Source organism: Kitasatospora sp. NPDC042419, assembly GCF_056437345.1.
The window spans coordinates 47746-72531 of the sequence record NZ_JBWKAW010000010.1 but is presented as its reverse complement, the minus strand read 5'-3'; the positions used below and the strand labels follow the sequence as shown (position 1 = coordinate 72531).

Sequence of the window (24786 nt, the reverse complement as noted above, 5' to 3'; positions counted from 1 at the left end):
ACGGGGTTCCGGGACGGGGCTCGGCGGGGCCCCCGACGAGGGCGGGAGGCAGTCGGCGGGCGGGCTCCGGTCCGGACCCGGGATCACATGTTGATCATGTGCCCGGCCAGCCCGTGGATCGCCTCCTTGACCGCCTCGCCCAGGGTCGGGTGGGCGTGGACGTTGCGGGCCACCTCGTGCACGGTGAGGTCCCACTGCTGGGCCAGGGTCAGCTCCGGCAGCAGCTCGGTGACCTCGGGCCCGATCAGGTGGGCGCCGAGCAGCTCGCCGTGCTTGCCGTCGCTGATGACCTTGACGAAGCCGATCGGGTGACCGAGGCCGTGCGCCTTGCCGTTGGCGGTGAACGGGAACTTCGCGACCTTGACGTCGTAGCCGAGCTCGCGGGCCTGCGCCTCGGTGTAGCCGAAGCTGGCGATCTGCGGCTGGCAGTAGGTGGCGCGCGGGATCATCGCGAAGTCCAGCTCCATGGTCTCCGCGTCGGCGATGGTCTCGGCCGCGATGACGGCCATCGACTCGGCGGCGTGGGCCAGCATCAGCTTGGCGGTGACGTCGCCGATGGCGAAGATGTGCTCGACGTTGGTCCGGCCGCGGCCGTCGACGGCGATCGCGCCGCGCTCGGTGAGCTTGACGCCGGTGTTCTCCAGGCCGTAGCCGTTGACGCGCGGCGCGAAGCCGATCGCCTGGAGCACCTTGTCAGCCTCCAGGACCTTCTGCTGCCCGTCCTTGGTGGTGACGGTGACCCGGACCTTGGCCGCCGGGTCCTTGTCGTCGATCGAGTCGACGCGGGTGGAGGTGAGCACCTCGATGCCGAGCTTGCGGTACTGCTTGGCGAGCTCGGCGGAGACCTCGGCGTCCTCCAGCGGCACCATCCGGTCGAGGAACTCGACGATGGTGACCTTCACGCCGTAGTTGTTGAGCACGTAGGCGAACTCGACGCCGATCGCGCCCGCGCCGGCGATGATGATGCTGCCGGGCAGGTCCTCGGTGAGGATCTGCTCCTCGTAGGTGACCACGCGGTCGCTGAGGCTGGTGCCGGGGAGCAGCCGGGTGGAGGCGCCGGCGGCGATGATGCAGTGGTCGAAGGTGACGAGCTCGAAGCCGCCGCCGTTGAGCGCGACCTGCAGGGTGCGGTCGTCGACGAAGGTGCCCCGGCCGTCGTACTCGGTGATGCCGTTCTTCTTCATCAGGTAGTGGACGCCCTTGACGCGGCCGTCGGCGACGCTGCGGCTGCGCTTGAAGGCCTCGCTGTAGTCGAAGGTGACCTGGCCCTCGATCCTGATGCCGAAGGTCTTGGCCTCCTTGGTGACGATGTGCGCGAGCTCGGCGTTGCGCAGCAGCGCCTTGGAGGGGATGCAGCCGACGTTCAGGCAGACGCCACCCCAGTACTTCGACTCGATGACGGCGGTCTTCAGGCCGAGCTGGGTCGCGCGGACGGCCGCGGTGTAGCCGCCGGGGCCCGCGCCGAGGACGACGACGTCGTAGTGCGTGCTGCTCATGGTGCTGACTCCTCCGAGGGTGTCACGGTGACGTGATCTCGGTGCCATGGTGTCAGGCGCCGGGGCGGCGCACCCATCGGGCCCCGCCCCGGCGGGCCCGCGGCCGGTCCGCCCACGGCCGGACCGGCCCCGTCCACGTGCGGGGGGGCCGGTCCAGGTGCGGAGGGGGGCCGGTCCGGGGCCGGCGGAAGCGTGCGGGCGGACGCTACGGCCGCTGGGGCACGCTCAGGCGTCGACCTCGTGGGTGTGTCCCTCGTGGAGGCCGCCGCCGCTGCCCGCCTGGCCCTCGGTGTTCTGGGGCGGGACGGGCGCGTGGAGCGAGGAGAGGTCCCACGCGTAGGTGCCGACGGAGTCGGCGATGACGGCGATGTTGACGTCGAAGGCGGCGAGGTCGAGGTTCTCGATGTCGTCGCAGGCCTGGTGGTAGCACTTGTCGAAGGCGACCCCGGCGGTGCCGCCGTAGCGGGCGGCCTGGGCGGCGGACTTGACCACCTCGGCGCCCGTGTCGGTGCCGCCGGCCGGGATGCCCGCCTCGATGAACGGACCGTAGTCGGAGCGGCCGGTGAAGTCCGTGCCCTCGTGCGGGACGTCCCAGTCGTCGAGGAAGGCGGTGATGTGGCGCTCCAGCTGCGCGGAGCCTTCCGGGCCGGGCCCCGAGCCGACGTGGTCGGAGTCGTCGCCGTCGTAGACGAACTGCACCGAGTTGGGCGAGGCGATCATGTCGAAGTTCAGGTAGAGCTTGATCTTCTGCTTCTCGGCCTCGGACAGCGACTTCACGTAGGCCTCGGAGCCCTTGAGGCCGAACTCCTCGGCGGACCACCAGGCGAACTTGACCTTGTTCTGGACGGGCCGGGTGCCGAGGTTCTTGGCGACCTCCAGGATGCCCGCCGAGCCGGAGCCGTTGTCGTTGATGCCGGGGCCGGCCACCACGGAGTCGAGGTGGGAGCCGATGACGACGGTGTTGTTCTCGTCGCCGCCGCGGGTCTCCGCGAAGACGTTCCAGGTCTTGCGCTTCTCCATGAACGTGCGGATGTCCAGGGTGACGGTCAGCGGACCGGCCGCGGCCGTGGCGGCGAGGGCCTCGCCGGCCGCCTTGCTGACGCCGCCGGTCGGGATCCGGCCCGCCTCCGGGTCGACGAGGGTGCCGTTGAGGTCGCCGTCGATGTTGTTGTAGATGATCGCGCCGATGGCGCCGGCGTCGGCCGCGGCGGCCTGCTTGACCGCGAAGCTGCAGCCGCCGCGCTTGATCAGGGCGAGCTTGCCGGTGAACGCGCCGGCCGCGTAGTCGGCCGCCTCGCAGCCGGTCGTGGCCTCCACGGGGACGACCGCCACCGGGGCGGTCAGGCCGCCCGCCGGGCCGCCGACCGAGTACGTCATGGCCTTCACGGGCACGTCCGCGCCCTGCGGGGAGACCACGGCGAGCCGCTCGGAGAGCGCCTGGAAGAACGTGTAGACGAACTCCTGCTTCGACACCTTCAGCCCGGCCCTGCGGGCCTGCTCGTAGATGTAGGAGGCCGACTGGTCGTGGCCGCGCGAGCCCGCCACCCGGTTGCCGCCGTTGCGGTCGGCGATCCGCTGGAGCGCCTCCAGGGTTTCGAAGGCCTCGTCGGCGCTGCTGTCGGCCACCAGCCGGGCGGCCAGCTTGGCCCCCTTGCGGGCGGGGTCCGAGTCGGCGGCGGCGCTGCCGGTGCCGACCAGGAGCAGCGGGGTCACCAGTGCCGCCACGGCCAGCGCGGCACCCGCCGTGCGGCGGGTGGTGGCGGCGCGGGGGAGGGGTGCAGCGGCCGGGCGACCGGTCCGAGCGTTCAAGGCGAGTCCTTCCGACGGTCCGTGGGACTCCCGATTTGACATGTTCGGCGACGCCTTGCCAACCCCGGCGCGCAAGCTGACCGGATGCGGACACTCCGGTGCACGGCGATGCTGGAGTGAGTGGGGCCGTCTCATCCAGGAGTGTGACCACATGTCCATGATGGACAAGCTCAAGCAGATGCTGAAAGGCCACGAGAGCCAGGCCGAGAAGGCCGTCGACAAGGGCGGTGACATGGTCGACGAACGGACGCAGGGCAAGTACAGCGGCCATGTCGACACGGGCCAGGAGAAGCTGAAGGACCAGCTGCGCGACCAGCCTCCCCAGTAGGCGGCCGTCCCGGCAGCCCTTTCTCCGCACCGGCGGGCCGTTCCCGGCCGGCCGTCCTCCCCCGGTTCGAGGGGTCGTTTTCGGCCCCTCGAACCGGGGTGTCATTTTCGGACTTTACATACTCATTACTATTGATCCGGTTGCGCGTTCGCGTGTGTCACACGCGGTCAGGCGCCGGCGTCCCCCCGTGCTCCGGCGCGCCTGCGTCTCGCGCGCCCGTGGAGCACCTTTGACGAGAGGACAGCCGCCGTGTCGATCCCCCGTGTCCGGACCACCCCGCTGCCCGGTGTCGGCGTCCAGTACGACCTCACCACCCGAGAACAACGGCACCTGTCCGTGATCGCCCACCGGGACGGCGCGCGCAGTCTCAACGTCTACCGTTCGGACGACCCGGACGCCTGCGCCCAGGCGTTCCGGCTCACCGCCGAGGAGTCCGCCGCCCTGGTCGACGCCCTGACGCCCGCTCACCACAGCCCGGGCCTGCTGCACACCACCGACCTCGGCCTGGTCGCCGAGCGGCTCCCGGTCGACGGCGCCTCGTACTGGAACGGGCGGGTGCTCGGCGAGACCCGGATGCGCACCGAGACCGGCGCCTCCATCGTCGCCGTGCTGCGCCGCACCGGCGCCGTGCCCTCCCCCGCGCCCGACTTCCGGCTGGCCGGCGGCGACATCCTGATCGTCATCGGCACCCGCGAGGGCGTCGACGCTGCGGCCGCGATCCTGGACAGGGGGTGATCGGATGCACACCGCCACCGTCTTCATCGAGCTCGGCTCGGTCATCCTGGTCCTCGGCCTGCTCGGGCGGGTCGCCGGGCGCTACGGGTTCTCCCCCATCCCGCTCTACCTGCTCGGCGGGCTGGCGTTCGGCACGGGCGGACTGCTGCCGCTGAGCGCCAGTGAGGAGTTCGTGGCCACCGGCGCCGAGATCGGCGTCGTCCTGCTGCTGCTGATGCTCGGCCTGGAGTACACCGCCGCCGACCTGGTGACCAACCTCAAGGCCCAGTACCCGGCCGGCGCGGTGGACTTCCTGTTCAACGCGACACCCGGGGCGGCGGCCGCCCTCCTGCTCGGCTGGGGACCGGTGGCGGCGGTGGTGCTGGCCGGAGTGACCTGGATATCGTCCTCGGGAGTCATCGCCAAGGTGCTCGGCGACCTGGGGCGGCTCGGCAACCGGGAGACCCCGGTCATCCTCAGCATCCTGGTGCTGGAGGACCTGGCGATGGCGGTCTACCTGCCGATCCTGACCGCCCTGCTGGCCGGGGCCGGCCTGCTCGCGGGCTCGATCACGCTGGCCATCGCCCTCGCCACGGCCGGCGCGGTGCTCTTCGTCGCGCTCCGCTACGGGCGGCTGATCTCCCGCTTCGTCTCGCACGACGACCCGGAGAAGCTGCTGCTGGTGGTGCTCGGGCTGACCCTGCTGGTGGCGGGCATCGCCCAGCAGCTCCAGGTGTCGGCGGCGGTCGGCGCGTTCCTGGTCGGCATCGCCCTGTCCGGCGAGGCCGCCGAGGGCGCGCACACCCTGCTCAGCCCGCTGCGGGACCTCTTCGCCGCGGTGTTCTTCGTCTTCTTCGGCCTCAGCACCGATCCGACCAGCATCCCGCCGGTGCTGCTGCCGGCCCTGCTGCTGGCCGTCGTCACCGCGCTGACCAAGGTCGCGACCGGCTACTGGGCCGCCCGGCGCGCGGGGATCGCCACGCGCGGACGGTGGCGGGCCGGCGGGGCGCTGGTGTCGCGCGGAGAGTTCTCCATCGTCATCGCCGGCCTGGCCGTGACCGCCGGCATCGAGCCCGGGCTCGGGCCGCTGGCCACCGCGTACGTGCTGATCCTGGTGGTCACCGGACCGCTGGCCGCCCGGTACACCCAGCCGGCCGTGGAGCGGCTCGGCTTGGTGCTGGGACGGCGGCGATGGGTGCCGGCACGCGTGACCGCGGCGGGACCGGCACCGGTCCCCGGGCAGGCGGAGGCGCCTGCCGCCGACGGCGGGCCGACGACCCCGGGCACCGCGCAGACCGTGCCCGAACCGCCGCCGGCCTCCCCGGAGCCCGGGGCGGCCGAGTCCGGCCACACGCTCGACGGACTGGCGCGCTGACGCAGCCGCCCCGCTCCGCCTCCGGCCCCGGGGCGGGTCACCGACGGTGACCCGCCCCGGGGCCTCTTCCGTCCGCCCGGGGCTCGCTCCGGCAGGTCAGGGACGCGCCCCGGCCTCCGCCCTGGTCGCCGGGCCGCTTGCCGGGCCGGCCTCCGGGCCGACGTCCTCCTCGGTGCCGTCCGCGGGGCCGGCGCCGTCCGGGGGGCCGATGCCGTCTGCGGAGCCGACTCCGGCCCCGCAGTGCTCACAGGGCCCCGCGCCGGGCCGCTCGCGCAGCCGCCCGCACTCCTCGCACACCCGGTCCAGCCAGCAGGCCGACTCGCCGCCTTCGTCCATGCGCCGATTCTGCCCGCCGCTTCACCCGGGCCGCGAGTAGACAATGTCTACTCGATCTTGGTAGACAGTGTCCATGACCGATCAGGACCCCAACACCGGCCTGCGCGCCCGCCTGGTGGCGGCCGGCGTCCAGCTGGTGACCCACGAGGGCGTGCACGCGCTCACCCTGCGCGAGATCGCCCGCCAGGCCGGCGTCTCGCACGGCGCCCCGCGCCGCTACTTCAGCACCCACGTCGAGCTGCTCGCGGCCATCGCCCGGCGCGGCTTCGACGACCTGGCCTCCTCGCTCGACCTTCTCGGACCGGACCCCGCCACGGTCGCCAGCCCCGCCGCGGCGCGGGTCCGGCTCGGCCGGCTCGCCCGCGGCTACCTCGACTTCGCGGCCGCCCAGCCCGGCATGTTCGAGCTGATGTTCCGCCACGACGTCCTCGAAGGCAGCGGCTCGGACCTGCGGGCGACCACGCTGCCGCTCTTCGAGACCCTCGTCCGCCTCGTCGCCGAGGTCCGCCCGGCGGGCGCCGCGGTCCCGGCTCCGTCCGTCCCGAACGACACCACCCAGGACCCCGCGCAGGACTCCACCCAGGACCCCGCGCAGGACCCCGCGCACGAACCTGCGACCGACACCACGCACGACGCCACGCTCGGCACCACGCACGACGCCGCGCTCGACCCCGTCACCGTCGCCGCGGCGTTCTGGGCCAACCTGCACGGCCTCGCCCAGCTCCGCGCCTGGGGCAGCCTCGGACTCGTCACCGGCGGCGACACCGTCGACCCGCTGCTGCGCGCCGTCCTCGACGCCCACCTCGGCCCGGAGCCCCGGTGACCCCGACCGCGCGGCAGCGCCTCACCCTGGCCGGCAGCGTCACCGGCGCCGCCGTCGTCGCCCTCGACGGGACGGTGCTCACCGTCGCCCAGCCCAGCCTCCAGCGCGACCTGGACGCCTCCCTCGCCGCCGTGCAGTGGACCAGCACCGCGTACCTCATCACGGTGGCCAGCCTGCTGGTGTTCGCCGGGCGGCTCGGCGACCGCTACGGGCACCAGCGGGTCTTCGCCGTCGGCGTCCTCGGCTTCGCCGCCAGTTCCGCCGCGATCGGACTGGCCCCCGGGATCGGCTGGGTGATCGCCCTCCGGGTGGCCCAGGGCGTGGCGGGCGCACTCCTCCAGCCCGCCACCCTCGGCCTGCTGCGGGCCGCCTACCCCGCCGACCGGCTGGGCACGCCGATCGCGCTGCGCACCAGCGCGATCGGCCTGGCGGCGGCCGCCGGCCCGGTCGTCGGCGGTGCGCTGACCACCCACTTCGGCTGGCGGTCCGTCTTCTTCCTCACCGTCGCACCCGCCGTCGCGGCGGGTGCGGCCGCCCTGCTCGTCCGGCTCCCCCAGCCGCCCGGCGACCGCACCGCCGGGCTGGACCTGCCGGGCGCCGCGCTGCTCGGCGGCGCACTGTCCTGCCTGGTCCTCGCCCTCACCGGCGTCCCCGACCGCGGCTGGACGGCCGTGACCTGGCTCGGCCTGGCGGGGGCCGCCGCGCTGGGCCTCGTCCTCCTCCGGCACGAGCGGGGCACCGCGCGCCCGCTGCTGCCACCGGCCGTGCTCGGCTCGTCCACGGTGACGGCGGCGCTCGGTGTGCTGCTGACCGCCTCGGCGGCGCTCTTCGGCACGATCTTCCTCGGCACCTACTTCCTCCAGGACGTGCTCTCCCTCGACCCGCTCGCCAGCGCCGTGCGGTCACTGCCGCTGGCCGTGGCGATGGTGGTGGCCGCGCCCGCCTCCGCCGTGCTGGCCCGCCGTCACGGACCGCGCCGCACGGTCGTCGCGGGGATGTCGGCGATCGTGGCCGGCGTCCTCGGCGCCGCCGGGTTCGGGCCGACCACCGGTGCCCTCGCCATCGGCGGCGCGTTCCTGCTGCTGGGCGCCGGGTTCGGAACGGTGATGGTCACCGCCACGGCGGCGATCGTCCGGGACGCCTCGATGGCCGACGCCGGCGTGGCGGGCGGTCTGCAGCAGACCGCGATGAACGTCGGACCCGCCGTCGGCGTGGCCGCGGCAGCCACCCTGACCGCCGGTCACCCGCTGGCCACCGCCCTCGGCCCGGCTCTCTGGGCCCTGGCGGCCACCGCGGCCGCGGGCGCCCTGCTCGCCACCCGCCTCCCGCACGGCCGGGCCGCCTGAAGCCGGGGCGCCCGTACCCCGGCGGCGCAGCCGGCGCGGCTGTGCGGCCGGCGCGGCTGTGCGGACGTTCAGCGGCGGACGAAGAAGACGGCCTCGTCGCGGTTGCCGAGCCAGCGCAACGTCAGCGGGCAGTGGGAGAGCGGGCGCCAGCGGGCCGCCAGCTCGCCGAAGAAGGACTCGTCGGCGCAGAGGCCGCCCGGGCGGTCTCCGAAGTAGAGGACGCCGGGGCCGCGGTAGGCGCGCAGCGTGTCGGCCGCCATCGGGTCGCGGTGCGGGGGCCAGAGCAGCGCCAGCACCCGGTCGGGGTGGGCGGCGGCGGCCTCGGCGGCCCGCGCCGGGCTGACCTCGGTGTACCGGAAGCGATCGGTCCAGCCGTTGTGCTCGGTGCGGGACTCCGCGTCGGTGGCCAGCACGTCCACGCCCTGCGCGCGCAGCAGCCACGCCCAGTAGCCGCTGCCCGCGCCGACCTCCAGGAGGCCGCGCCCGTCCAGGCAGCCGGCGATCCAGTCCAGCGCGGTGCGGGAGGCCAGCGCCCAGCTGTAGATGCGGGAGAGTTCCTGCCGTCGCGGCAGCGGCGGCCCGAACTCGGCGGGGAGGTGGTCGAACACGTCGATCACCGGCCGCCTGCGGGTGCCGTGGCGCAGCGCCGGGTACCAGAGCAGCGGCACCATCTGGGGGTTGTGCACGGCGAACTCGGCGTCCTGTTCCGGCAGCAGCTCGCCGAGCGGCCGGAACGGGCGGCCCCAGCCCGGGTGGTGGAGCTCGCTGCGAGAGGCCCAGAGCCGGATCAGCCGTTCAGCGGTCCCGGCGACAAGCCGGGCCGTCGGGTCTCCCGCCGTCGCGTCGTCCCGCACGTCGACGGCGGCGCTCGACTCCTCGCCCTCGCGGTGCACGGCGCCCGAGGACCGCGCGTCCGGGGGCGCGCCTTCGACTCGGCCGCTCCCCGCGGCCTTCGCTGCCACCACTCCGGCCCTCCCCACGGTCGATCGCTGCCCGGCGCCGAGTCGCTGCCGCGTATCCGCAGGTCAGAGCCCTCGGCACGGAAGAACAGCGACCGAAGCGACGCAAGCTCCGAAAACAGCTCACACAGACTACTGAACCCGACAGGAAAACCCTTTGCTCCCCGGTCCGCCTGCTTGGTGGGATGCAGGGGCTTCGACGACGGGAGGGGACGGTCTGGCGGTGTTCGGGTGTGCGGGCTGCGGTGCGGTTCTGACGGCGGCGGTGTCGGAGGTGGCGTTGCCGATCCACCTCGCCGACACCCACTGGGAGGAACTGCACCCGCCACTGCTGGAGGCCGGGTCCTACGCCGTCGACCCCGCACCGTACGGGCCGCCGTGGCGGCCGTGGGACGAGGTCGGGGCGAGTGAGGCGGCGCGGCGGGGGCAGTTCGTGCCGTTCGGCGCGCTGTCCGACGGGCGTCGGACAGCGTCCTCCTCGCGCCCGGCGACCTGCGCGGCACCGGTCTGATCCTCGAACGGGCCGCCGGCTACTGCATGGGGATCGACGGGAGGGACGGGCCGAACCTCGCATGTCTGGGCTGCGACCTGCCGGTCGGAACGAGGGTGGACGACTGCGGGTGCTGGCAGGTCGTCCGGCTCGTCCCGCAGGCGGTGGTACGACTGCCCGGCCCGCCGGAGCGGCCGGTCATGGACTGGGCGGAGCTGTTGGCCACCGGTGCGCTGTGGCACCGGCTGAGCGAGTACCGGGACATCCCGGCGGGCGTGGCTCTCGCCCACGTGGTGGCGGCCGCCGGGAGTGCGCCGGTCGAGGTGGCGCCCGGGCCGGTCGCCGATCTCCTCGGCCGGGCACTGGGCGAGCTGCTGCCCACCGGGGCCGGTGCGAAGCGGCTGGACCTCGCGGGACCGGGGTTCGGCGAGCCGGCCGCCGACCTGGTGCTGGTGCCGGTCCATCCGCAGACCGGAGACCTGTGGCAGCCGCGCGCCGGGGCGGTGCCGGTACCGATGGACGCCGCGCTCTGGGCCGAGCTCGCCTTCCCGCCGCACCGGACCCGGCTGCCGGTGGTCGGCGGGCTGCCGGCGGGTGTGGAGCGGGACGATCCGCTGCCGCCGCACCCGTGGTACCCGTTCCAGCCGTCCGGGGAGGCGTTCCGGTACACGCTCGCGCGGATGCCCGCCGTCAGGGAGTCGTGGCTGCGGGCGATCCACGACCGACGATGGTGACCCGTCGGAGGCATTGCGCAGGCGTCGGGTTCGACGCGGCCGGCGTGGTCCGAGTCGCAGCCGGGACCGGAACACCCCGTGAGCACACCTGCCCGACCGACATCACACCTTCGACTTCGGCGGCCGGGGACGGACCGCGCAGCGCGAACCCGTCGGAATCGGCAGCCGCCGCACCGCTATTGTCGTCGCGATCGGCAGTGTCCCCCGCGCCCGCGGGGAGACCCTCGTTGGTCGGCACCGGCGGCGGACCGGACGGCCGGTCCCGTCCGGTCCCTCCGGGGTGGGGAGTGATGTGAGAAATCGGCGCCTCAGCTGGTCGGGTGTGCTCTGCGGAGCCTTGGCCGTGTTCGTCGGCTCCCTGGTCGCATGGATGGTGCTTCGCCCTCCTGCCTACCCGGAGATGGCCGACCCCGTCGGCCGGTGGAGCGGCGGAACGGCGACCTTCGAGTTCCTTCCCGACGGGAGGATCGGGGTCGCCCAGGTGCCGGCCTTCGTGTGCGACAGCACGGCGGCCGACCCGGCGCGACCGGTCGCCTTGGAGGGGACCTGGGAGAAGTCGTTCCTCGACGACGCCGGTCCGGGCGTCTATGTGACGGCAGCCCGGAAGGACGGAGGGGAGGGCTGCTCGGTCTGGCTCACCGCCACCAATGAGGGAAGGGACCTCTGGCTCCTCGCAACGCGCGGATTCCTCATGACGAAGGCATGAGGAAGGGCCGCCCGCCGGTCCGGCGTGAATGCGCTGTCGGCAGCCTCCGACCCGCCACCCCGGCCGGGTCCGCCCCTGTGGCCGGGTCGTCCGTCACTCGCGGGCGCCCTGAGCGGTTCCGTCCGAGGGCTGCCGTCACAACCACCGCTTGGCGGCTTCGACGCTGTCGCCGACGCCGGTGTTGAACGCGATGGCGGCTCCTGGTGCATGCCGCCTGACCAGGTTCACGACCTGTTCGAAGAACGTCACAAGAGGTTCGGGCTTGCGGATCCCGCCTCCGATGACGACGACGTCCCAGTCCTGTTCGGAAAGTGCCGCGACCACCGTGGACTCGGCCGACGCGTCCGGTGCGATCAGCGCCATCCGAGCGTCGATGGCGTGCTCGCCGAACCGGACCAGTTCCTCGTCCAGGAGCGCGCGCACGGCGTCCCCGTCCATACCAGGTACCGCGTGGGGGTCGAACCCGAGAACGAGAACGGAAGGCATGCCCTCCAAGACGATCAGCCCCACCGTGCCGGTTCCCGTCGGTGCCGCCGCCTGCGGCGAGCCGCAGCCCGACCGGGCGGACGACGATCCCGGTCCGGACTACTGGAGTTCGACCGACTCTCCCAGGGGGATGCGGGCGTAGTCGGTCCCGCCCTTCGTGTCCAGCCACCAGTCGAAGGTGTCCAGGCCGACATCGTTGAAGTGGGCGTCATGGATGGGGAAGGCGCGGGCCGGGTTGACCGCTCGGACGAACTCGATGGCCTCGCCCAGCTTCAGCCACGGACCGGAGGCCGGGACCAGCAGCGTGTCGACCGCCTCGGCGGGGACGAACAGCGAGTCCCCTGGGTGGTAGACGCCGTCCACGATGAAGCCGATGTTGGGGCAGCCGGGCAGGCCGTCGACTATCTCGGCGTGCTCGCCGCCGACGGCGCGCACGGTGAATCCGGCCGCGGTGAAGGTGTCGCCCGCTGCGACGGCGGTCACGCCGTCGCCGAGGGTCGCGGCCAGCGCGGTATGGGTGTGGACGGTCAGCGCGGGGTTGCTGTCACGGACCGCTTCGAGTTTGTCGAGGTCGACGTGGTCGTCGTGCTCGTGGGTGATGAGCACGGCGGTGGCGTCGGACAGTGCTTCCATTTCGGACAAGCTGCCCGGGTCGATCACGAGCACTCGGTCGCCGTCTTCGAGGCGCACGCAGGCGTGGCCGTACTTGATCAAACGCATCTGCTCAACTTACCGGCACACGTGGACCGTTATCCATGCGGTTACCCGCGGCCGCCGTCGACCGCCCGGCGCGCCACGCGGTAGCGGAGGTAGAGGAACTTGGAGCTGAAGGTGCGGGTCTCGACGAGTTCGAGGTCCACCCGGCGCTCGCGCCGAGGGAAGAACGGGATGCCACCGCCGACCAGCACCGGGTGGACCACGGCCCGGTACTCGTCGATCAGGTCCGCCGCGGCCGCCTCGGCGGCGAGGGTCGCGCCGCCGATCGCGATGTCGCCCTCCCCCGGTTCGGCCCGCAACCGCTCGATCTCCTCCGCCAAACCGCCGGAAGCCAGGCGGGCGTTGCCCTGCACCGCCGACAAGGTGGTGGAGAACACCACCTTCGGGAGCGGCTTCCAGAGCGAGGTCCACTCGCGACTCGCGTCGTCGAGCGTCGGATCCTCGTCGGCGGTCTCCCAGTACAGCATCGTCTCGTACAGCCGTCGTCCCAACAGGTGGACGCCGACCTCCTGGATCTCGTCGATCCAGAAGCGGAAGACCTCCTCGTCGGGGGCCGTCCAGTCGAACCCGCCGTCCGGCCCGACGATGTAGCCGTCGAGTGAGACGCCCATCGAATAGGTCACGCTGCGCATCAGAAGTCCTCCTCGGGAAACAGGTCGACACTACGACCACCGACCGACACAGGACTCGTCACGACTCGCGGGATCCCCTCGGATCTCCCCGCCCGCGCGGGGCTCAACACGGAGTGGGCGGCGATCCTTCGCACCACGGCCGGGACGGCCGCGGCACGGCCGGCCCGGCCGGGACGCCGGCCGGCCTGCCACGGGCCGGGCGACCGGTGGGAGCGGTCCGGCGTCCGCATGGCGCCCGTGTCGCGCCCGTGTGTCGCCCGATCAACCCGCGAGGCGGGCCACGTACTTGCCGGTGGCGAGGCCGGCCGCCATGGCGTCGTGCGCGGCGGAAACGGCGGCCAGGCCGGGCAGTTCGGTGACCGGCAGGTGGAGGGAGCCGTCCGCGAGCAGGTCGAGGACGCGGCCGATCGCCCGGGCCAGCCGGGCGGGGGCGGTGGCGGCCAGCCCGCGGTGGCTGAAGCCGGTGACGGTGAGGTTCCCGGCGAGCAGCCGGCCGACCGGGGGCAACGGGCCGACGGCGCCGCCGCCCGCGTTGCCGAACAGGACGATCCGCCCGCCCGGTGCGGCCAGGTCGAGGTCGGTCTCCAGGGCCTCGGTGCCGAGCGGGTCGAGGACGAGGTCGACGCCCCGGCCGCCGGTCGCGGCCCGGACGGCCTCGCGGAGCGCCTCGTCGCGCGCGAAGGCGTGGTGGTAGCCGGAGGACACGGCGGCCGGGGCCTTCGCGGGCCGGCCGACCGTGCCGATCAGCGTGCCGCCGCCGAGCAGCGGGACCAGCCGGGCGACCGCGGTGCCGATGCCGCCGCCGGCCGAGTGGACCAGGACGGTGTCCCCGGCGGTGAAGCGGCCCGCGTCGGTCAGCAGCAGCATCGCGGTGGCCAGGCCGAGCGGGGCGGCCGCGGCCTCGCGGAGGGCGAGCCCGGCCGGGACCGGCACGGTGAGGACGGCTTCGGCGACCACGACCTCGGCCAGCCCGCCGCCGACCGGCGCGGCGACCACCGGATCGCCGGTCGCGAGGCCGGTGACGCCCTCGCCGACCGCCCGCACGGTGCCGGCGACCTCCTTTCCCGCCACGTACGGCCAGTCGGGCAGGTACGCGGCGTCGCCCCGGCGGGACATCACGTCGACGAAGTTCAGCCCGGCGTAGGCGACGTCGATCGCCACCTGGCCGGGGCCGGGGATCGGGGTACCGACCTCCCGTACCTCGGAGTTCTCGGCTCCGCCGGGTGCGGTCATCACCAGGGCGCGCATGCAGGATCCCCTCCAGCTACGATGTTCGACGAACAACGAAATTGATAGGGCAGTGCTATCACGCAATTTCGATGATTGTCGAACATGGAGGTTCGCCCGTGCCCCGCAGCACCCGGCGCCGCGCGGTGCCCGCGCACCCCGCGACCGAGGAGATCGACCTGCTCGACGTCCTGCACGCGTTGTCCGATCCCACCCGGATGACCATCGTGCGCATCCTGCGGTCCGAGGAGGAACGGGCCTGCGGCACCTTCCCCGTGGACGTCTCGCCGTCCACCCTCAGCCACCACTTCAAGGTGCTGCGCGAGGCCGGCCTGGTCCGGCAGCGCGAGGAGGCCAACCGCCGACTCACCGCCCTGCGCGCCACCGACCTGGAACAGCGCTTCCCCGGCCTGCTGGACACCGTCCTCGCCGCCCACGCCCGCACGGCCGACCCCGCCGGAGACTAGGAGGGCCCCAGCGGGCCGGCCCCGGCTCGGCGGCGGGCCGGCGGCGTGCGCCGCAGCGGGTGGGCGCCTCCACCGGAGTCGGGTCCGGACGAGTGCCCGGGACCAGGGCTACCCGGTCGGCCAGGCGCGGCCGTCGACCGTCAGGAACGGCTCGCCCAGCACGGCCGCCGGGGTGGCACCGGCGAACTCCACGACGTCCCGGTGCAGATGGGACTGGTCGTAGTAGCCGCCGTCCGCCGCGACGCGGGCGGCTCCGTCCCCCGCGACCAGACGGTGCACGGCGCGGTCGAAGCGGACCAGTTTCGCGGCACTCTTCGGTGGAATGCCGATGTGCGCGTGGAAGCGCGACCACAGACGCTTGCGGCTCCACCCCAGCTCGGCCGCCAGGTCGTCGACCCGGACGGCGCCCCCGTCGGCGACGATCCGCCCCCAGGCCCAGGCCACCGCCGGATCCACCGGCGGACGCGCGTCGAGCCGGCGGGCCAGCAGCGCCTCCGTGAACGCGAACCGTTCCTCCCACAAGGGGAGTTCGCCGAGTTGCCCGCGGATCCGTGCCGCCTCCGTACCCCACACGTCGTCGAGGGACACCACGGACCCGGCCAGATCGGCCGGACTGACGCCGAGGACCGCACCTGCGACCACCGGGGACAGGCGCACCTGCACGCACTCGACGTGCTCGCCCGACGCCCGGGCGCCGCCTCCGGAGCCGAACCCGGGCCCGGCGACGAGACTTCCCCGATGCCGCCGCCCGGCACCGTCCTCGACGGTGGACGCGCTCGCCCCGAACTCCAGGAGCAGCATCACGGCCGGGTGCGGAACCACCCGCAGGCCACCGACGAGCGGGCCGGGGACCCGGAACCCGGCCATGTCGACGCCGGACACCCGACTGCGCCGCCGGGGACGTGCGACGTCCCAGGCAGCGGGATCGTCAGGTTCGTTCATGGTGGCCCCCTCACCGAATGCTACGCGGGGCCGAGGAGGGAATGGGGAGGGGTACGGGGAGGGAACATTCGTCCAAGCCACCGGTGGCCACCGGCGGTGACAGTGGACTCATGACTCCTCCCGACAGGCATCCTCATCCGAACGGCGGCACCCGCGCCGAGACCGACACGAACTCCGGGGCCGATACCAACTCCGGGGGCGACGCCGACTCCAGGGCCGACGCCCCCGGGGAATCGGTCCTCCACCTGGAGCACGGCGACATCCACGTCCGCCAGGACGGCCCTCACGACGCGCCCGTACTCCTGCTCCTGCACGGATCCGCCACTTCGAGCCGCTCGTGGGACGCCCTGGTCCCGCTGCTGTCCACGCTCCACCGCGTCGTCCGGATCGACCTCCCCGGGCACGGCCGTTCACCCGAACCGGCCGACGGCGACTACGCCGTCCCGGAATCGGGACGCAGGATCGGCTCGGCACTCGACCGGCTCGGTGTGGAACACGCCGTGGTCGTCGGCCACTCCAGCGGCGGCTACGCCGCCACCGCTCTCGCCGAGCAGCGCCCCGACCTGGTGACCGCGCTCTCGCTCGTCAACACCGGCCCCGGCATGGACGCCTTCATCGCGCCGGAGCCCCTCGCGTTCGACCCGGCGCACTGGCCACCGACCGACGAGCAGATCCGCCGCCTCGCGAGCACCGGGTTCCGCGCGGGATACCGAGTGCCGCAGGAACTCGTCGACGAACTGCGCGGCATGGCCTACCACGCCGTCACCGCAGCGATGCAGGCGTCCGTCGCCTACCTGGTCGAGCGTGCGCTGCCGGATCGGCTCACGGCCCTCGGCAAGCCGCTGCAGGTGATCTTCGGCGACCAGGACCGCAGATGGCGGCCGTCCTCCGCGGGCGACTACCGCGTCGTTCCGGGGGCGGAGGTCGTGCTGCTGCCCGGTGCCGGGCACACTCCCATCCTGGAGGATCCGCCGCGGACCGCCGAACTCCTCCTGTCCTTCGCCGGGATCCACACCGCTCGATCGTCCAGGGCCACTTGAGGATCCGCCCGACACGGCAGGTCCGCGCACGGCCGCCGGGACGGAGTGCGTCACCGGTGGCCTGACGCCCGCCCTGCAGCGGCCGCGGACTCGGGGGGTGGGGTGCGAGGGGTACCGCGGTGGTGTGCCGCGGTGGGGGAGGCTAGGGTCACCGGCATGTGTGAGACGCCGAAGGGATGCAGCGGTGGGTGACCGTCTGGACGGGATCCGGCGGCTGATGCCGCCCCCCGGCCGGGTGCCGCAGGTGGACTGGGATTCCGCCCCGCTGTACGCCGGCTTCCAGTTCCCGTCCGACTACCGCGCGTTCGTGAACCGGTACGGGGAGGGGAGCATCGGGGACGAGTTGTCCATGCCATCGGGCGGGCTGCTGGTCGCCGCCGCCCCGGAGCAGCGGCAGACCTGGTTCGCCTCCGCGTAGCGCGCGGCGCGTGCCGGCTGCGGGCGGGGCTCCGGGCGGGCCCGGCGGGCGGTCACATCGCCATGTGGTCCTGGACGGTCAGGCCGTCGGCGGCGCCGGTGCCGTCGGAGGGCTGGACGAGCATGCCCATGTGGGCCTCGACCACGATGCCGGGAGCGGTGGCGGGCTGCTCGGCCGCGCTCACCCCCACGACCGCCGCGGCGGCGAGCGCCGCGGTGGCGGCACCGATCAGGGCGGCGTGACGACTGCTCAGCTCCATGGCACAACCTCCGACTTGGGGAAGATCGACTTCCGGGCAGTGTAGGCAGGAGGGTCCCCCGGGGCAACCGGATTTCCGGGCCGCGCGGCCGGTGGGCGCAGGGGTGCGGGAGGGTCCGTCCGGTCACTCGTGCGAGGCCGTCGCCGCCGGCCGCGCGGGCCCTGCCGCGTCGGCGGGCGGCGGCGCGAGGCGGGCCGGGCGGCGGACGACCAGGAACTGGAGCAGCGCCAGCTGCACGAACGCGCCGACCGCCATCCCGCCCCAGAGCCCGGCCACCCCGAACCGGCCCGACAGCAGGACGCCGGAGGCGAGTTGCGCCGTGAGGCCGAGCACCACCGACGCCACCACCGGGCGGCCGGCGCCGGCCGCCTGGTGGACCCCGCCGAGGGCGACCACCAGCGCGTACGGCGGCAGGTAGAGCCCGGCCATCCGCAGGAAGCCGACCGCCTCGGCCGCCACCGCCGGGTCGTCGGTGAATAGCCCGGCCACCGGACCGGCCGACGCCGCGCAGAGGACGGCCGCGCCGATGCCGAGCGCGCCGGCCAGCCGGGCGGTGTCGCGGCCGAGGGCGGCGCGCACGGCCGCGGTCGCCCCGGCCCCGACGAGCCGGGCGGCCTCGATCGCGGCGGCCTGCCGGACGGCGTAGAAGGCCATGGTGACGATCAGCAGCACCCGGTAGCCGACCCCGTACCCGGCCACGGCGGGCACTCCGAAGGAGGCCACCAGGCCGAGCTGGGCCGTCCCCACTCCCATCCGGGCGGTGAAGTCGAGGCCGAACGGCGCGCCGGCGGCGGTGATCCGGCGTGCCGTCCGCAGCAGCCCGTCCGGCGGCGCGGGCAGGCGGTGGCGGCGCCTGAGCAGCACGGTGACCGTGAGCGCGACGGCCCGGGAGGCGGTCAGCGCGAGGGCTGCTCCGGTCACGCCGAGCGCCGGGAGCGGGCCCGGTCCGAGGATCAGCAGCGGATCGAGCACCAGCAGCAGGGCGTTGGAGAGCAGGGCCGTGCGCATCGGCGTCCGGGTGTCGCCGACGCCCTTGAACAGCTCGTCGGCGACGCGCTGGCCGAAGAACAGCGCGAACGCGGGGAAGGCGACGGTGAGGTAGTTGGCGGCCAGGCCGGCGGCCTCGCCGTCCAGGAAGACGTCGGCGATCCGCTCGCGGAGCAGGAAGCCGGGCACGGCGAGCGCGAGGCTGCCGAGGGCACAGAGCCGCCAGGCGGCGCGGGCGACTCTGCCGGCCGCGGCGGGATCGCCCGCGCCGTGGGCGTGCGAGAGCCGGACGGTCGCCCCCGAGCTCACCACCAGGACCAGGCCGAGCAGCAGGTTCTCCAGGGTGCCGGCCAGCGTGACGGCGGCGACGGCCGGTCCGCCGAGCCCCGCCACCCAGAAGGTGCCGATGACGGAGGCGGCCACCCCCGACAGCAGTTCCGCGTAGACCGGTCCCGCCAGTGCGATCAGCCGTGGCAGATGCCCCCGCATGGTTCCTCCCCGTTCGTCGGCAGCACCTCCTCCGGGCGGCTTGCCTCGAATAGAGATACCTCTGATCGATGCATATCGGCAAGAGGTAACATGGCGCCCCGGACGGAGCGCGGACGAGCGGGTGGTGCGCCCGGCGGCCGACGGCCGATACCCGGCGGCCGACGCCCGGCGCCCGATGCCCGGCGGCCGACGGAGCGTCACGACGACGGAAGGGTGTTCGACGGTGCTGACCCTCGCGATCCTCGGTTTCCTGTACGACGAGCCGCTGCACGGCTACGAGCTGAAGTCCCGGATCACCGGTCTGACCGGCCACATCCGACCGGTCAGCGACGGCGCGCTCTACCCCGCGATCACCCGCCTGGAGAAGGCCGGGATGCTGATGCGCCACAGCCGGCCGGGCAGCGGCGCCGTCCCCCGGCAGGTCCTGGAACTCACCGCCGAGGGCCGGGCCGAGCTGGAGCGGAGGCTGGCCGAACCGGAGGAGGTCGAGATCTCCGACCAGATCCGCTTCTTCACCGTCGCCGCGTTCCTCGACCGCCTCACCGACCCGGCGCTCCAGGCCGCCGTGCTCCGGCGGCGCCTGGCCTTCCTGGAGGCGCCGAGCAGCTTCTTCTACGACGCCGACGGCCGGCCGGTCGCCGCCGAGCAGGAGCGCAACCCGTTCCGGCGCGGCATGCTGCTGGTCGCCCGGGCCTCCGGGGCTGCGGAGCGGGCCTGGCTGGCGGAGACGATCGCCGAACTGGAGGGCGCCGGCCCGGAGGGGTGAGCGGGTTGCCGGCGGCCACGCCCGCCCCTGCGCCCGACGGTGCGGCGGCTCCCGCGCGGCCCGTCCCGACGGCTCCCCGCGGCGCCCGGCCGTCGCTATGATGAGCGCCCCCCAGCACGGCCGGTCCGTCCCGTCCCGTACCACGGCACCGCCGCGCGCGATCCGTTCGCCGGGCCCCACCCGCACACGCTCCACCCCCGTCCGCAGGGAGACCGCCGTGCCCAGTGCCGACGCCGCCGCCACCGAAACCGCCGCCGCCTCGCCCTCACCCGCACTGTCACCCGCGCCCGCGCCCGAGGCCGCACCCGAGCCCGAGTCCGAGCACGGCCGCGGGCCCGCGGCGACCGCACCCCGGCCGGCCGCGAACCGGGACGACATCCCCGGCTGGTTCTTCCGGCTCGACCAGGAGGCCTTCCGCCACCTGCTCACCGCCCAGACCGCGGCCGGCCGCACCGGCGACATCCTCGAACTCGGGACGTACCTCGGCCGCAGCGCCGTCCTCCTCGGCGACCACCTGCGGCCGGGCGAGCGGCTGACGGTCTGCGACCTGTTCGACTCCGAGGCGGGCGACGCCGACAACGCCGCCGAGATGACGATGTCCTACCGGGCCTCGCTCACCAGGAACGCGTTCGAAGCGAACTACCTGGCATTCCACCCGCAGCTGCCGGTGATCGTGCAGGCGGCGACGTCGGTGCTGGCCGACGGCCGGATCCCGGCCGGCAGCTGCCGCTTCGTGCACGTCGACGCCTCCCACCTGTTCGAGCACGTGGCGGGGGACATCGCGGTGGCGCGGGCGGCGCTCGCCGAGGACGGCCTGGTGGTGCTGGACGACTACCGCTCGGAGCACACCCCGGGGGTCTCGGCGGCCGTCTGGCAGGCGGTGTTCACCGGCGGGCTGCGGCCGGTGCTGCTCACCCCGATGAAGTTCTACGGGACGTGGGGCGACCCGGAGGCCGTGCGGCGGGTGCTGCTGGACCGGGACTGGCGGGCCGAGGGGTTCACGGTGGACGAGGACACCATCGCCGGCATGCCGGTCCTGCGGCTGAACAACGCCGTGCAGCCGGGTCCCGCGCCGCGGTCGGCCCCGCGCCGGCTGCTGCTGGACCTGCTGCCGCCGGTGGCCACCCGGGCGGTCCGGCGGCTTCTCGGGACGCTCCGGCTGCTGCGCGACCGCCGCGCGGGCGGCCGGGGCCGCTGACCGGACGGGCCCGTCGCCGCGGTCCGGAGGCGAACGACCCGGCCGTTGCGCCGTCCGCCGTGAACCGAACGACGGCCACCCCGGGCCCGCTGCGTCCGGCCCCGACGCATCCGACCCCGCCGCCTCCGGCCGCACGACGTCCGACCCCGCCGAGCCGGGCCGCGTCACCCCCGGGTCCCGGCCGGCCGGACGCCGCCGGACCGCTCCGGCGCGCACGTTCGTACCGCCCGAGCCGCCGCCCTTCGCCACCTCTCGCGGCGTGAGCGGACGGCCCGCGTCGTCACCGAGGTGCCGGCGCCCGCCCATCCGGTGATCGCCCCGCTGCTGCTCGTGGGCGGGCACTCCACCGGCAGCCGGGCCGGGGTCGGCCGGGGCCTGCCGGCGGCGGTCCCGGTGGCGGCGGGGTGGTCGCGGCTGGTACTGAAGGCGCGCACCCCGGCGCAGGTGGTGGCCGGGACGGCGCTCGGCGGAGTCTCCGCGCTGGTGTTCACGCTGCTGCGCTGACCCCACCGGCCCGGTTCCCCGTTCCTGCGCGGACCGGCGGGTCGGTAGGGTCGCCCGGTCGGACGGCCGAGCGGGCCGCCCGCACCGAGGAGGACCCGTGGAGCAGTACCTTCCGGCGGACGAGGAACTGGTCGACGCGCTGCTGGAGCTGGCGGTGCCGTTCGACGCGGTCAACGGGATCCTGGCCGCCCGGTCCCGGCTGGCCCGGGACCGGGGGCTGCGGACCGTGTTCGAGGAGATGCTGCGCACCCAGACCGCGGCGGTCGGAACGCTCGGGAACCCGTCCGGCCTCACCGGCGAGTGGCCCGCCGGCGCCCACGGGGCCGAGCTGCTCGCCACCCTGCTGTTCGTCGCCCTGGCGCCGCACACCCGGGCGCACCACCGGGCGCTGGGCGTGCCGCCGGAGGTCACCCGGACGACCCTGGCCGACCTGGGCCGGCAGCTCGCGGTGAGCCGGTGGCGCGGACGGCCCGCCGGGCTGGGCAACCCCTCCTGGCTGACGCTGCACTTCCGGGGCGAGCTGTTCCAGCTCGGCCGGCTCCAGTTCCAGCGCAAGCGGCTGACCGGACGCGACGCCGAGGCGGCCCGCGCGGCCGGGATCGGTGAGGCGGTCCTCCAGTTGCACATCCCGGACAGCTCAGGCCCGCTCTCCCCCGCTGCCTGCGACCGCTCGCTGGACCGGGCCCGGACGTTCTTCCCCCGGCACTTCCCCGCCGAGTCGTACCGGACGGCGTGCGTGTTCTCCTGGCTGCTGGACCCCCAGCTCGGCCGCTACCTCCCCGACGACTCGAACATCATGCGGTTCCAGCGGCGGTTCGTCCCGCTCCGGCGCCCCGGCGGACCCCCGGAGCCCGAGGACACCAATCCGCTCCGCTACGTCTTCGGCGCCCCCGGGCTCCCGCTCGCGTCACTCCCCCGGGACACCGCCCTGCAGCGCGCCCTGGTCGACCACCTGACCGCGGGCGGGCACTGGTACGTGACGGGTGGCCGGCTGGCGCTCTGAGCACGGCGAGCCGACCAATTCCGAAGCATTGTCATATTCCTCTTACCGATATGACCGCGCATCACTCTCGCGAGGGAAATCTCTCTAAAGATTTGCCCACGGAACATTAAAGAGCGCATAGTGATGATGCCTCAGTTGGCCCTAGGAATGGCCAATTTATGGCAAAGTCCCGCGCGTGTCGCGTGCGGACCCCGGCAAGTGAGGAGATGGCGTTGCGTCACGAGAACCTTCACGAGAACGGCATCGCGGCCGCGAGCCACGGGCAGCGGCTGCGGGAGCGGATCGCCGCTCCGGGGACGACCCCGCTCATCGGTGTCTACGACATGTACTCCGCCTCGATCGCAGCCGAACACTACGACGGCATGTTCGTCTCCGGCTTCGGTTTCGCGGCCTCCTACTACGGCCTGCCCGACATCGGTTTCATCGCCTGGCCGGACATGGCCGCCTTCGTCGAACGGCTGCGCGGCGCCTTTCCGCAGCACCACCTGCTGGTCGACATCGACGACGGCTACGTCGATCCCGAGGTGGCCTGCCACGTGGTGCGCCGGCTGGAGCGGATCGGCGCCTCGGGCGTCATCCTGGAGGACCAGAAGCGGCCGCGCCGCTGCGGCCACGCCGACGGCAAGCAGGTCCTCCCGCTCGACGAGTACCTGGAGAAGCTGAACCAGGTGCTCGCCACCCGCACCGACCTCGTGGTGGTGGCCCGGACGGACGCCACCGAGGAGGCCGACATCCTGCGGCGGGCCGAGGCACTCGCCGCCACCGACGCGGACGTCGTCCTGGTCGACGGCGTCCGCAGCGAGGAGTGGATCCGGCGGATCCGGCGGGTCGTGGGCGACAAGCCGCTGCTGTTCAACCAGATCGCCGGCGGGAAGTCACCCCGGCTGTCGCTCTCGGAGCTCGGCGACCTCGGGGTCGACGTCGCGATCTACAGCACCCCCTGCCTGTTCGCCGCCCACCGGGCGATGGACGAGGCACTGGCCGGTCTCAAGGTGGCGGACGGGCGCCTCCCGGCCCCGGCCGGGGAGAGCCGCGAGATCGGCGTCCGCGAGTCCACGGAACTGCTGGAGCGGAACATCGCACGGCCGTACGCCCTTGAGGAGGTGGGCGTGTGACGGACCGTGGACCGGGCCGCCCGGCCACCCGGGCGGGCCGGGGTCCACGGCACGTGGCCGCCGCCGGACTGGCCGGCGCCTGGGCCGTGCTCGGCTGCGCCGTCCCGGCGGAGGCGGACCGGAGCCTGATCACGGTGATCGACAACCCCCGCATCGACTCGATCGTCGAAGTGGACCGGACGGCCAACGTCCAGACCGGCCACGGCACGGCCGGCAGCGACCACGACGGGGCGACCGCCCTGGTGACCGGCTTGCTGGGTACCGGCCCGTCGGGCCCGCAGACAGAGGGAGGGACATGAACGCGGCCCCTCCGCACCCGGCGCCACCGGACGCACGGGGCCGCCCGGCACGCGGCGGCGCCGACCCACCCCGGCCGTGGTGGCGTGCCCTCGACCCGTACGTGGCGGCGCTGGCCGGCGCGGTCCTGCTCGCCGCGCTGCTGCCCGCCACCGGGCGGGCCGCGCGCGGCGCCGACCTGGCCTGCGACCTCGCGGTCGGGCTGCTCTTCCTCCTCTACGGCGCCCGGCTGTCCACCCGCGAGACGCTCGCGGGCCTCCGGCACCTGCGGCTGCACGGGCTGGTGCTCGCCTGCACCTTCGTGGTGTTCCCGCTGTTCGGCGTCGCCACGGCGCTGCTGACGCCCTTCCCGCTCACCGAGCAGGTGCGGGCCGGAGTGCTGTTCCTCTGCCTGGTCCCGTCGACGGTGCAGTCCTCGGTGGCGCTCACCGGCGCCGCACGCGGCAACGTCCCGGCCGCGATCTGCGCCGGGACGTACTCCAGCCTGGCCGGGCTGCTGCTGACCCCCCTGCTGGCGGCCTGGCTGCTCGACGCCCGCACCGCGCTGTCGGCCGAGGGCCTGGTGCGGATCTGTGCCCAGCTGCTCGCCCCGTTCGTCGCCGGACAGCTGCTGCGGCCGTGGATCGGCGGGTTCCTGAGCCGCCACCGGCGCGTGCTCACCCCGGTCGACCGGGGCTCGATCCTGCTGGTCGTCTACACCGCGTTCAGCAGCGCGGTGGAACAGGGCATCTGGCACACGGTCACGCCCGCCGTCCTGCTCGGGCTGGCCGCGGTCCTGCTGGCCCTGCTCGCGACCACCCTCGCCTGTGCCGGGCTCGGCGCCCGTCTGCTGGGGCTGGACCGGGCCTCCGGCATCGCGGCGGTCCTCTGCGGCTCGCAGAAGAGCCTCGCCAGCGGCCTGCCGATGGCCACCGTGCTGTTCGGCCCGCAGGCCGGCCTCCTGGTCCTGCCCCTGATGATGTACCACCAGGTGCAGCTGGTGGCGGGCACGCTGCTGGCCGGCCGCTGGGCCCGGACGGCGGGCGACTCGCCGGTTCCCGCCGCCGCCGAGGACGAACCGGCGGGAACCGCCCGGGCGTCGCCTGAACCGGCCTGAGCCGGACCGGCCGGCGCGCGGCGCGCG

The 24786-nt window shown here is 74.2% G+C and carries 29 protein-coding genes; 18 read left to right on the top strand and 11 right to left on the bottom strand.

Translation table 11 applies throughout. The features are described 5' to 3' along the window. Positions 1–83: 83 nt before the first annotated feature. Entirely contained in the window at positions 84–1496 is a 1413-nt protein-coding gene (gene lpdA, locus AC067J_RS20465; protein ID WP_478301113.1) for a dihydrolipoyl dehydrogenase, read from the bottom strand. A gap of 225 nt (positions 1497–1721) precedes the next feature. Beyond that, a complete protein-coding gene (locus AC067J_RS20460; RefSeq protein ID WP_478301413.1) occupies positions 1722–3227 on the bottom strand; it encodes a M28 family peptidase in 1506 nt (501 codons plus the stop codon). A 229-nt stretch (positions 3228–3456) separates the two neighbouring features. On the opposite strand from AC067J_RS20460, the gene AC067J_RS20455 reads away from it, so the two are divergent. The 3 genes from AC067J_RS20455 (at position 3457) to AC067J_RS20445 (ending at position 5722) form a co-directional block, all read left to right on the top strand. Then, positions 3457–3633, top strand: a complete 177-nt coding sequence (locus AC067J_RS20455) for an antitoxin (protein WP_478301112.1) — start codon at positions 3457–3459, stop codon at positions 3631–3633. Between the two features lie 249 nt (positions 3634–3882). Then, entirely contained in the window at positions 3883–4368 is a 486-nt protein-coding gene (locus tag AC067J_RS20450; protein WP_478301110.1) for a cation:proton antiporter regulatory subunit, read from the top strand. A 4-nt stretch (positions 4369–4372) separates the two neighbouring features. Next, positions 4373–5722 (top strand): cation:proton antiporter, encoded by a 1350-nt coding sequence (locus AC067J_RS20445; RefSeq protein ID WP_478301109.1) that lies wholly within the window; start codon positions 4373–4375, stop codon positions 5720–5722. Between the two features lie 96 nt (positions 5723–5818). On the opposite strand, the gene AC067J_RS20440 is transcribed toward AC067J_RS20445, so the two are convergent. Next, entirely contained in the window at positions 5819–6058 is a 240-nt protein-coding gene (locus AC067J_RS20440; RefSeq protein WP_478301107.1) for a hypothetical protein, read from the bottom strand. A 73-nt stretch (positions 6059–6131) separates the two neighbouring features. Here AC067J_RS20440 and AC067J_RS20435 point away from each other — a divergent pair, with 73 nt between their 5' ends. Both AC067J_RS20435 and AC067J_RS20430 read left to right on the top strand, forming a co-directional pair. Next, positions 6132–6881 carry a TetR/AcrR family transcriptional regulator gene (locus AC067J_RS20435; RefSeq protein ID WP_478301106.1) on the top strand — a complete coding sequence of 250 codons (750 nt, stop codon included), beginning with the start codon at positions 6132–6134 and terminating at the stop codon, positions 6879–6881. Then, positions 6878–8227: an MFS transporter gene (locus AC067J_RS20430; protein ID WP_478301104.1), complete on the top strand. Its 1350-nt coding sequence runs from the start codon at positions 6878–6880 to the stop codon at positions 8225–8227. The genes AC067J_RS20435 and AC067J_RS20430 overlap by 4 nt, the downstream gene beginning before the upstream one ends. 68 nt (positions 8228–8295) lie before the next feature. On the opposite strand, the gene AC067J_RS20425 is transcribed toward AC067J_RS20430, so the two are convergent. Further along, complete coding sequence (locus tag AC067J_RS20425; RefSeq protein WP_478301102.1) at positions 8296–9189, bottom strand: hypothetical protein; 894 nt, start codon at positions 9187–9189, stop codon at positions 8296–8298. Positions 9190–9460: 271 nt separating this feature from the next. On the opposite strand from AC067J_RS20425, the gene AC067J_RS20420 reads away from it, so the two are divergent. From AC067J_RS20420 to AC067J_RS20410, 3 genes are all read left to right on the top strand, one after another. Then, positions 9461–9697 (top strand): hypothetical protein, encoded by a 237-nt coding sequence (locus tag AC067J_RS20420; protein ID WP_478301100.1) that lies wholly within the window; start codon positions 9461–9463, stop codon positions 9695–9697. 95 nt (positions 9698–9792) lie between these two features. Next, positions 9793–10410, top strand: a complete 618-nt coding sequence (locus AC067J_RS20415) for a hypothetical protein (RefSeq protein ID WP_478301099.1) — start codon at positions 9793–9795, stop codon at positions 10408–10410. 343 nt (positions 10411–10753) lie between these two features. Continuing rightward, entirely contained in the window at positions 10754–11116 is a 363-nt protein-coding gene (locus AC067J_RS20410; protein ID WP_478301097.1) for a hypothetical protein, read from the top strand. A gap of 135 nt (positions 11117–11251) precedes the next feature. On the opposite strand, the gene AC067J_RS20405 is transcribed toward AC067J_RS20410, so the two are convergent. The 4 genes from AC067J_RS20405 to AC067J_RS20390 form a co-directional block, all read right to left on the bottom strand. Continuing rightward, positions 11252–11602 (bottom strand): hypothetical protein, encoded by a 351-nt coding sequence (locus AC067J_RS20405; protein WP_478301411.1) that lies wholly within the window; start codon positions 11600–11602, stop codon positions 11252–11254. Positions 11603–11701: 99 nt separating this feature from the next. Next, positions 11702–12322, bottom strand: a complete 621-nt coding sequence (locus tag AC067J_RS20400) for an MBL fold metallo-hydrolase (RefSeq protein ID WP_478301095.1) — start codon at positions 12320–12322, stop codon at positions 11702–11704. Positions 12323–12363: 41 nt separating this feature from the next. Then, positions 12364–12951 carry a dihydrofolate reductase family protein gene (locus tag AC067J_RS20395; RefSeq protein WP_478301093.1) on the bottom strand — a complete coding sequence of 196 codons (588 nt, stop codon included), beginning with the start codon at positions 12949–12951 and terminating at the stop codon, positions 12364–12366. Between the two features lie 261 nt (positions 12952–13212). Continuing rightward, positions 13213–14199, bottom strand: a complete 987-nt coding sequence (locus tag AC067J_RS20390) for a quinone oxidoreductase family protein (protein ID WP_478301091.1) — start codon at positions 14197–14199, stop codon at positions 13213–13215. Positions 14200–14297: 98 nt separating this feature from the next. Here AC067J_RS20390 and AC067J_RS20385 point away from each other — a divergent pair, with 98 nt between their 5' ends. Beyond that, positions 14298–14645, top strand: coding sequence for an ArsR/SmtB family transcription factor (locus AC067J_RS20385; protein ID WP_478301090.1), 348 nt, complete (start codon positions 14298–14300; stop codon positions 14643–14645). A 108-nt stretch (positions 14646–14753) separates the two neighbouring features. Here the strand turns inward: AC067J_RS20385 and AC067J_RS20380 are convergent, their stop codons facing one another. Next, a complete protein-coding gene (locus tag AC067J_RS20380; protein ID WP_478301409.1) occupies positions 14754–15512 on the bottom strand; it encodes an AraC family transcriptional regulator in 759 nt (252 codons plus the stop codon). 185 nt (positions 15513–15697) lie between these two features. Here AC067J_RS20380 and AC067J_RS20375 point away from each other — a divergent pair, with 185 nt between their 5' ends. Beyond that, positions 15698–16627: an alpha/beta fold hydrolase gene (locus tag AC067J_RS20375; RefSeq protein WP_478301088.1), complete on the top strand. Its 930-nt coding sequence runs from the start codon at positions 15698–15700 to the stop codon at positions 16625–16627. A gap of 184 nt (positions 16628–16811) precedes the next feature. Further along, the gene (locus tag AC067J_RS20370) at positions 16812–17045 is read left to right on the top strand and encodes an SMI1/KNR4 family protein (protein ID WP_478301086.1); all 234 of its coding nucleotides are present in this window, start codon (positions 16812–16814) and stop codon (positions 17043–17045) included. 52 nt (positions 17046–17097) lie between these two features. On the opposite strand, the gene AC067J_RS20365 is transcribed toward AC067J_RS20370, so the two are convergent. Beyond that, positions 17098–17304 carry a hypothetical protein gene (locus AC067J_RS20365; protein ID WP_478301084.1) on the bottom strand — a complete coding sequence of 69 codons (207 nt, stop codon included), beginning with the start codon at positions 17302–17304 and terminating at the stop codon, positions 17098–17100. Positions 17305–17427: 123 nt separating this feature from the next. Next, positions 17428–18780 carry an MATE family efflux transporter gene (locus AC067J_RS20360; RefSeq protein WP_478301082.1) on the bottom strand — a complete coding sequence of 451 codons (1353 nt, stop codon included), beginning with the start codon at positions 18778–18780 and terminating at the stop codon, positions 17428–17430. A gap of 223 nt (positions 18781–19003) precedes the next feature. On the opposite strand from AC067J_RS20360, the gene AC067J_RS20355 reads away from it, so the two are divergent. From AC067J_RS20355 to AC067J_RS20325, 7 genes are all read left to right on the top strand, one after another. After that, a complete protein-coding gene (locus tag AC067J_RS20355; RefSeq protein ID WP_478301080.1) occupies positions 19004–19546 on the top strand; it encodes a PadR family transcriptional regulator in 543 nt (180 codons plus the stop codon). A 376-nt stretch (positions 19547–19922) separates the two neighbouring features. Continuing rightward, complete coding sequence (locus tag AC067J_RS20350; protein ID WP_478301407.1) at positions 19923–20744, top strand: class I SAM-dependent methyltransferase; 822 nt, start codon at positions 19923–19925, stop codon at positions 20742–20744. Between the two features lie 288 nt (positions 20745–21032). After that, positions 21033–21248, top strand: a complete 216-nt coding sequence (locus AC067J_RS20345) for a hypothetical protein (protein ID WP_478301078.1) — start codon at positions 21033–21035, stop codon at positions 21246–21248. A gap of 97 nt (positions 21249–21345) precedes the next feature. Then, complete coding sequence (locus AC067J_RS20340) at positions 21346–22251, top strand: acyltransferase domain-containing protein (RefSeq protein ID WP_478301076.1); 906 nt, start codon at positions 21346–21348, stop codon at positions 22249–22251. A gap of 206 nt (positions 22252–22457) precedes the next feature. After that, complete coding sequence (locus tag AC067J_RS20335) at positions 22458–23366, top strand: isocitrate lyase/PEP mutase family protein (protein ID WP_478301074.1); 909 nt, start codon at positions 22458–22460, stop codon at positions 23364–23366. Further along, positions 23363–23665, top strand: a complete 303-nt coding sequence (locus AC067J_RS20330) for a hypothetical protein (RefSeq protein WP_478301072.1) — start codon at positions 23363–23365, stop codon at positions 23663–23665. The genes AC067J_RS20335 and AC067J_RS20330 overlap by 4 nt, the downstream gene beginning before the upstream one ends. Then, positions 23662–24759 carry a bile acid:sodium symporter family protein gene (locus AC067J_RS20325; RefSeq protein WP_478301070.1) on the top strand — a complete coding sequence of 366 codons (1098 nt, stop codon included), beginning with the start codon at positions 23662–23664 and terminating at the stop codon, positions 24757–24759. Before AC067J_RS20330 ends, AC067J_RS20325 begins: the two co-directional genes overlap by 4 nt. Positions 24760–24786 lie beyond the last annotated feature (27 nt).

Coding starts and splice junctions, on each gene's coding strand:
- AC067J_RS20455 (WP_478301112.1), top strand. CDS start 3,457: ATGTCCATGATGGACAAGCTCAAGCAGATGCTGAAAGGCCACGAGAGC.
- lpdA (WP_478301113.1), bottom strand. CDS start 1,496: ATGAGCAGCACGCACTACGACGTCGTCGTCCTCGGCGCGGGCCCCGGC.
- AC067J_RS20445 (WP_478301109.1), top strand. CDS start 4,373: ATGCACACCGCCACCGTCTTCATCGAGCTCGGCTCGGTCATCCTGGTC.
- AC067J_RS20380 (WP_478301409.1), bottom strand. CDS start 15,512: ATGGCCGGGTTCCGGGTCCCCGGCCCGCTCGTCGGTGGCCTGCGGGTG.
- AC067J_RS20395 (WP_478301093.1), bottom strand. CDS start 12,951: ATGCGCAGCGTGACCTATTCGATGGGCGTCTCACTCGACGGCTACATC.
- AC067J_RS20335 (WP_478301074.1), top strand. CDS start 22,458: ATGGCGTTGCGTCACGAGAACCTTCACGAGAACGGCATCGCGGCCGCG.
- AC067J_RS20365 (WP_478301084.1), bottom strand. CDS start 17,304: ATGGAGCTGAGCAGTCGTCACGCCGCCCTGATCGGTGCCGCCACCGCG.
- AC067J_RS20400 (WP_478301095.1), bottom strand. CDS start 12,322: ATGCGTTTGATCAAGTACGGCCACGCCTGCGTGCGCCTCGAAGACGGC.
- AC067J_RS20390 (WP_478301091.1), bottom strand. CDS start 14,199: ATGCGCGCCCTGGTGATGACCGCACCCGGCGGAGCCGAGAACTCCGAG.
- AC067J_RS20375 (WP_478301088.1), top strand. CDS start 15,698: ATGACTCCTCCCGACAGGCATCCTCATCCGAACGGCGGCACCCGCGCC.
- AC067J_RS20440 (WP_478301107.1), bottom strand. CDS start 6,058: ATGGACGAAGGCGGCGAGTCGGCCTGCTGGCTGGACCGGGTGTGCGAG.
- AC067J_RS20360 (WP_478301082.1), bottom strand. CDS start 18,780: ATGCGGGGGCATCTGCCACGGCTGATCGCACTGGCGGGACCGGTCTAC.
- AC067J_RS20405 (WP_478301411.1), bottom strand. CDS start 11,602: ATGCCTTCCGTTCTCGTTCTCGGGTTCGACCCCCACGCGGTACCTGGT.
- AC067J_RS20435 (WP_478301106.1), top strand. CDS start 6,132: ATGACCGATCAGGACCCCAACACCGGCCTGCGCGCCCGCCTGGTGGCG.
- AC067J_RS20325 (WP_478301070.1), top strand. CDS start 23,662: ATGAACGCGGCCCCTCCGCACCCGGCGCCACCGGACGCACGGGGCCGC.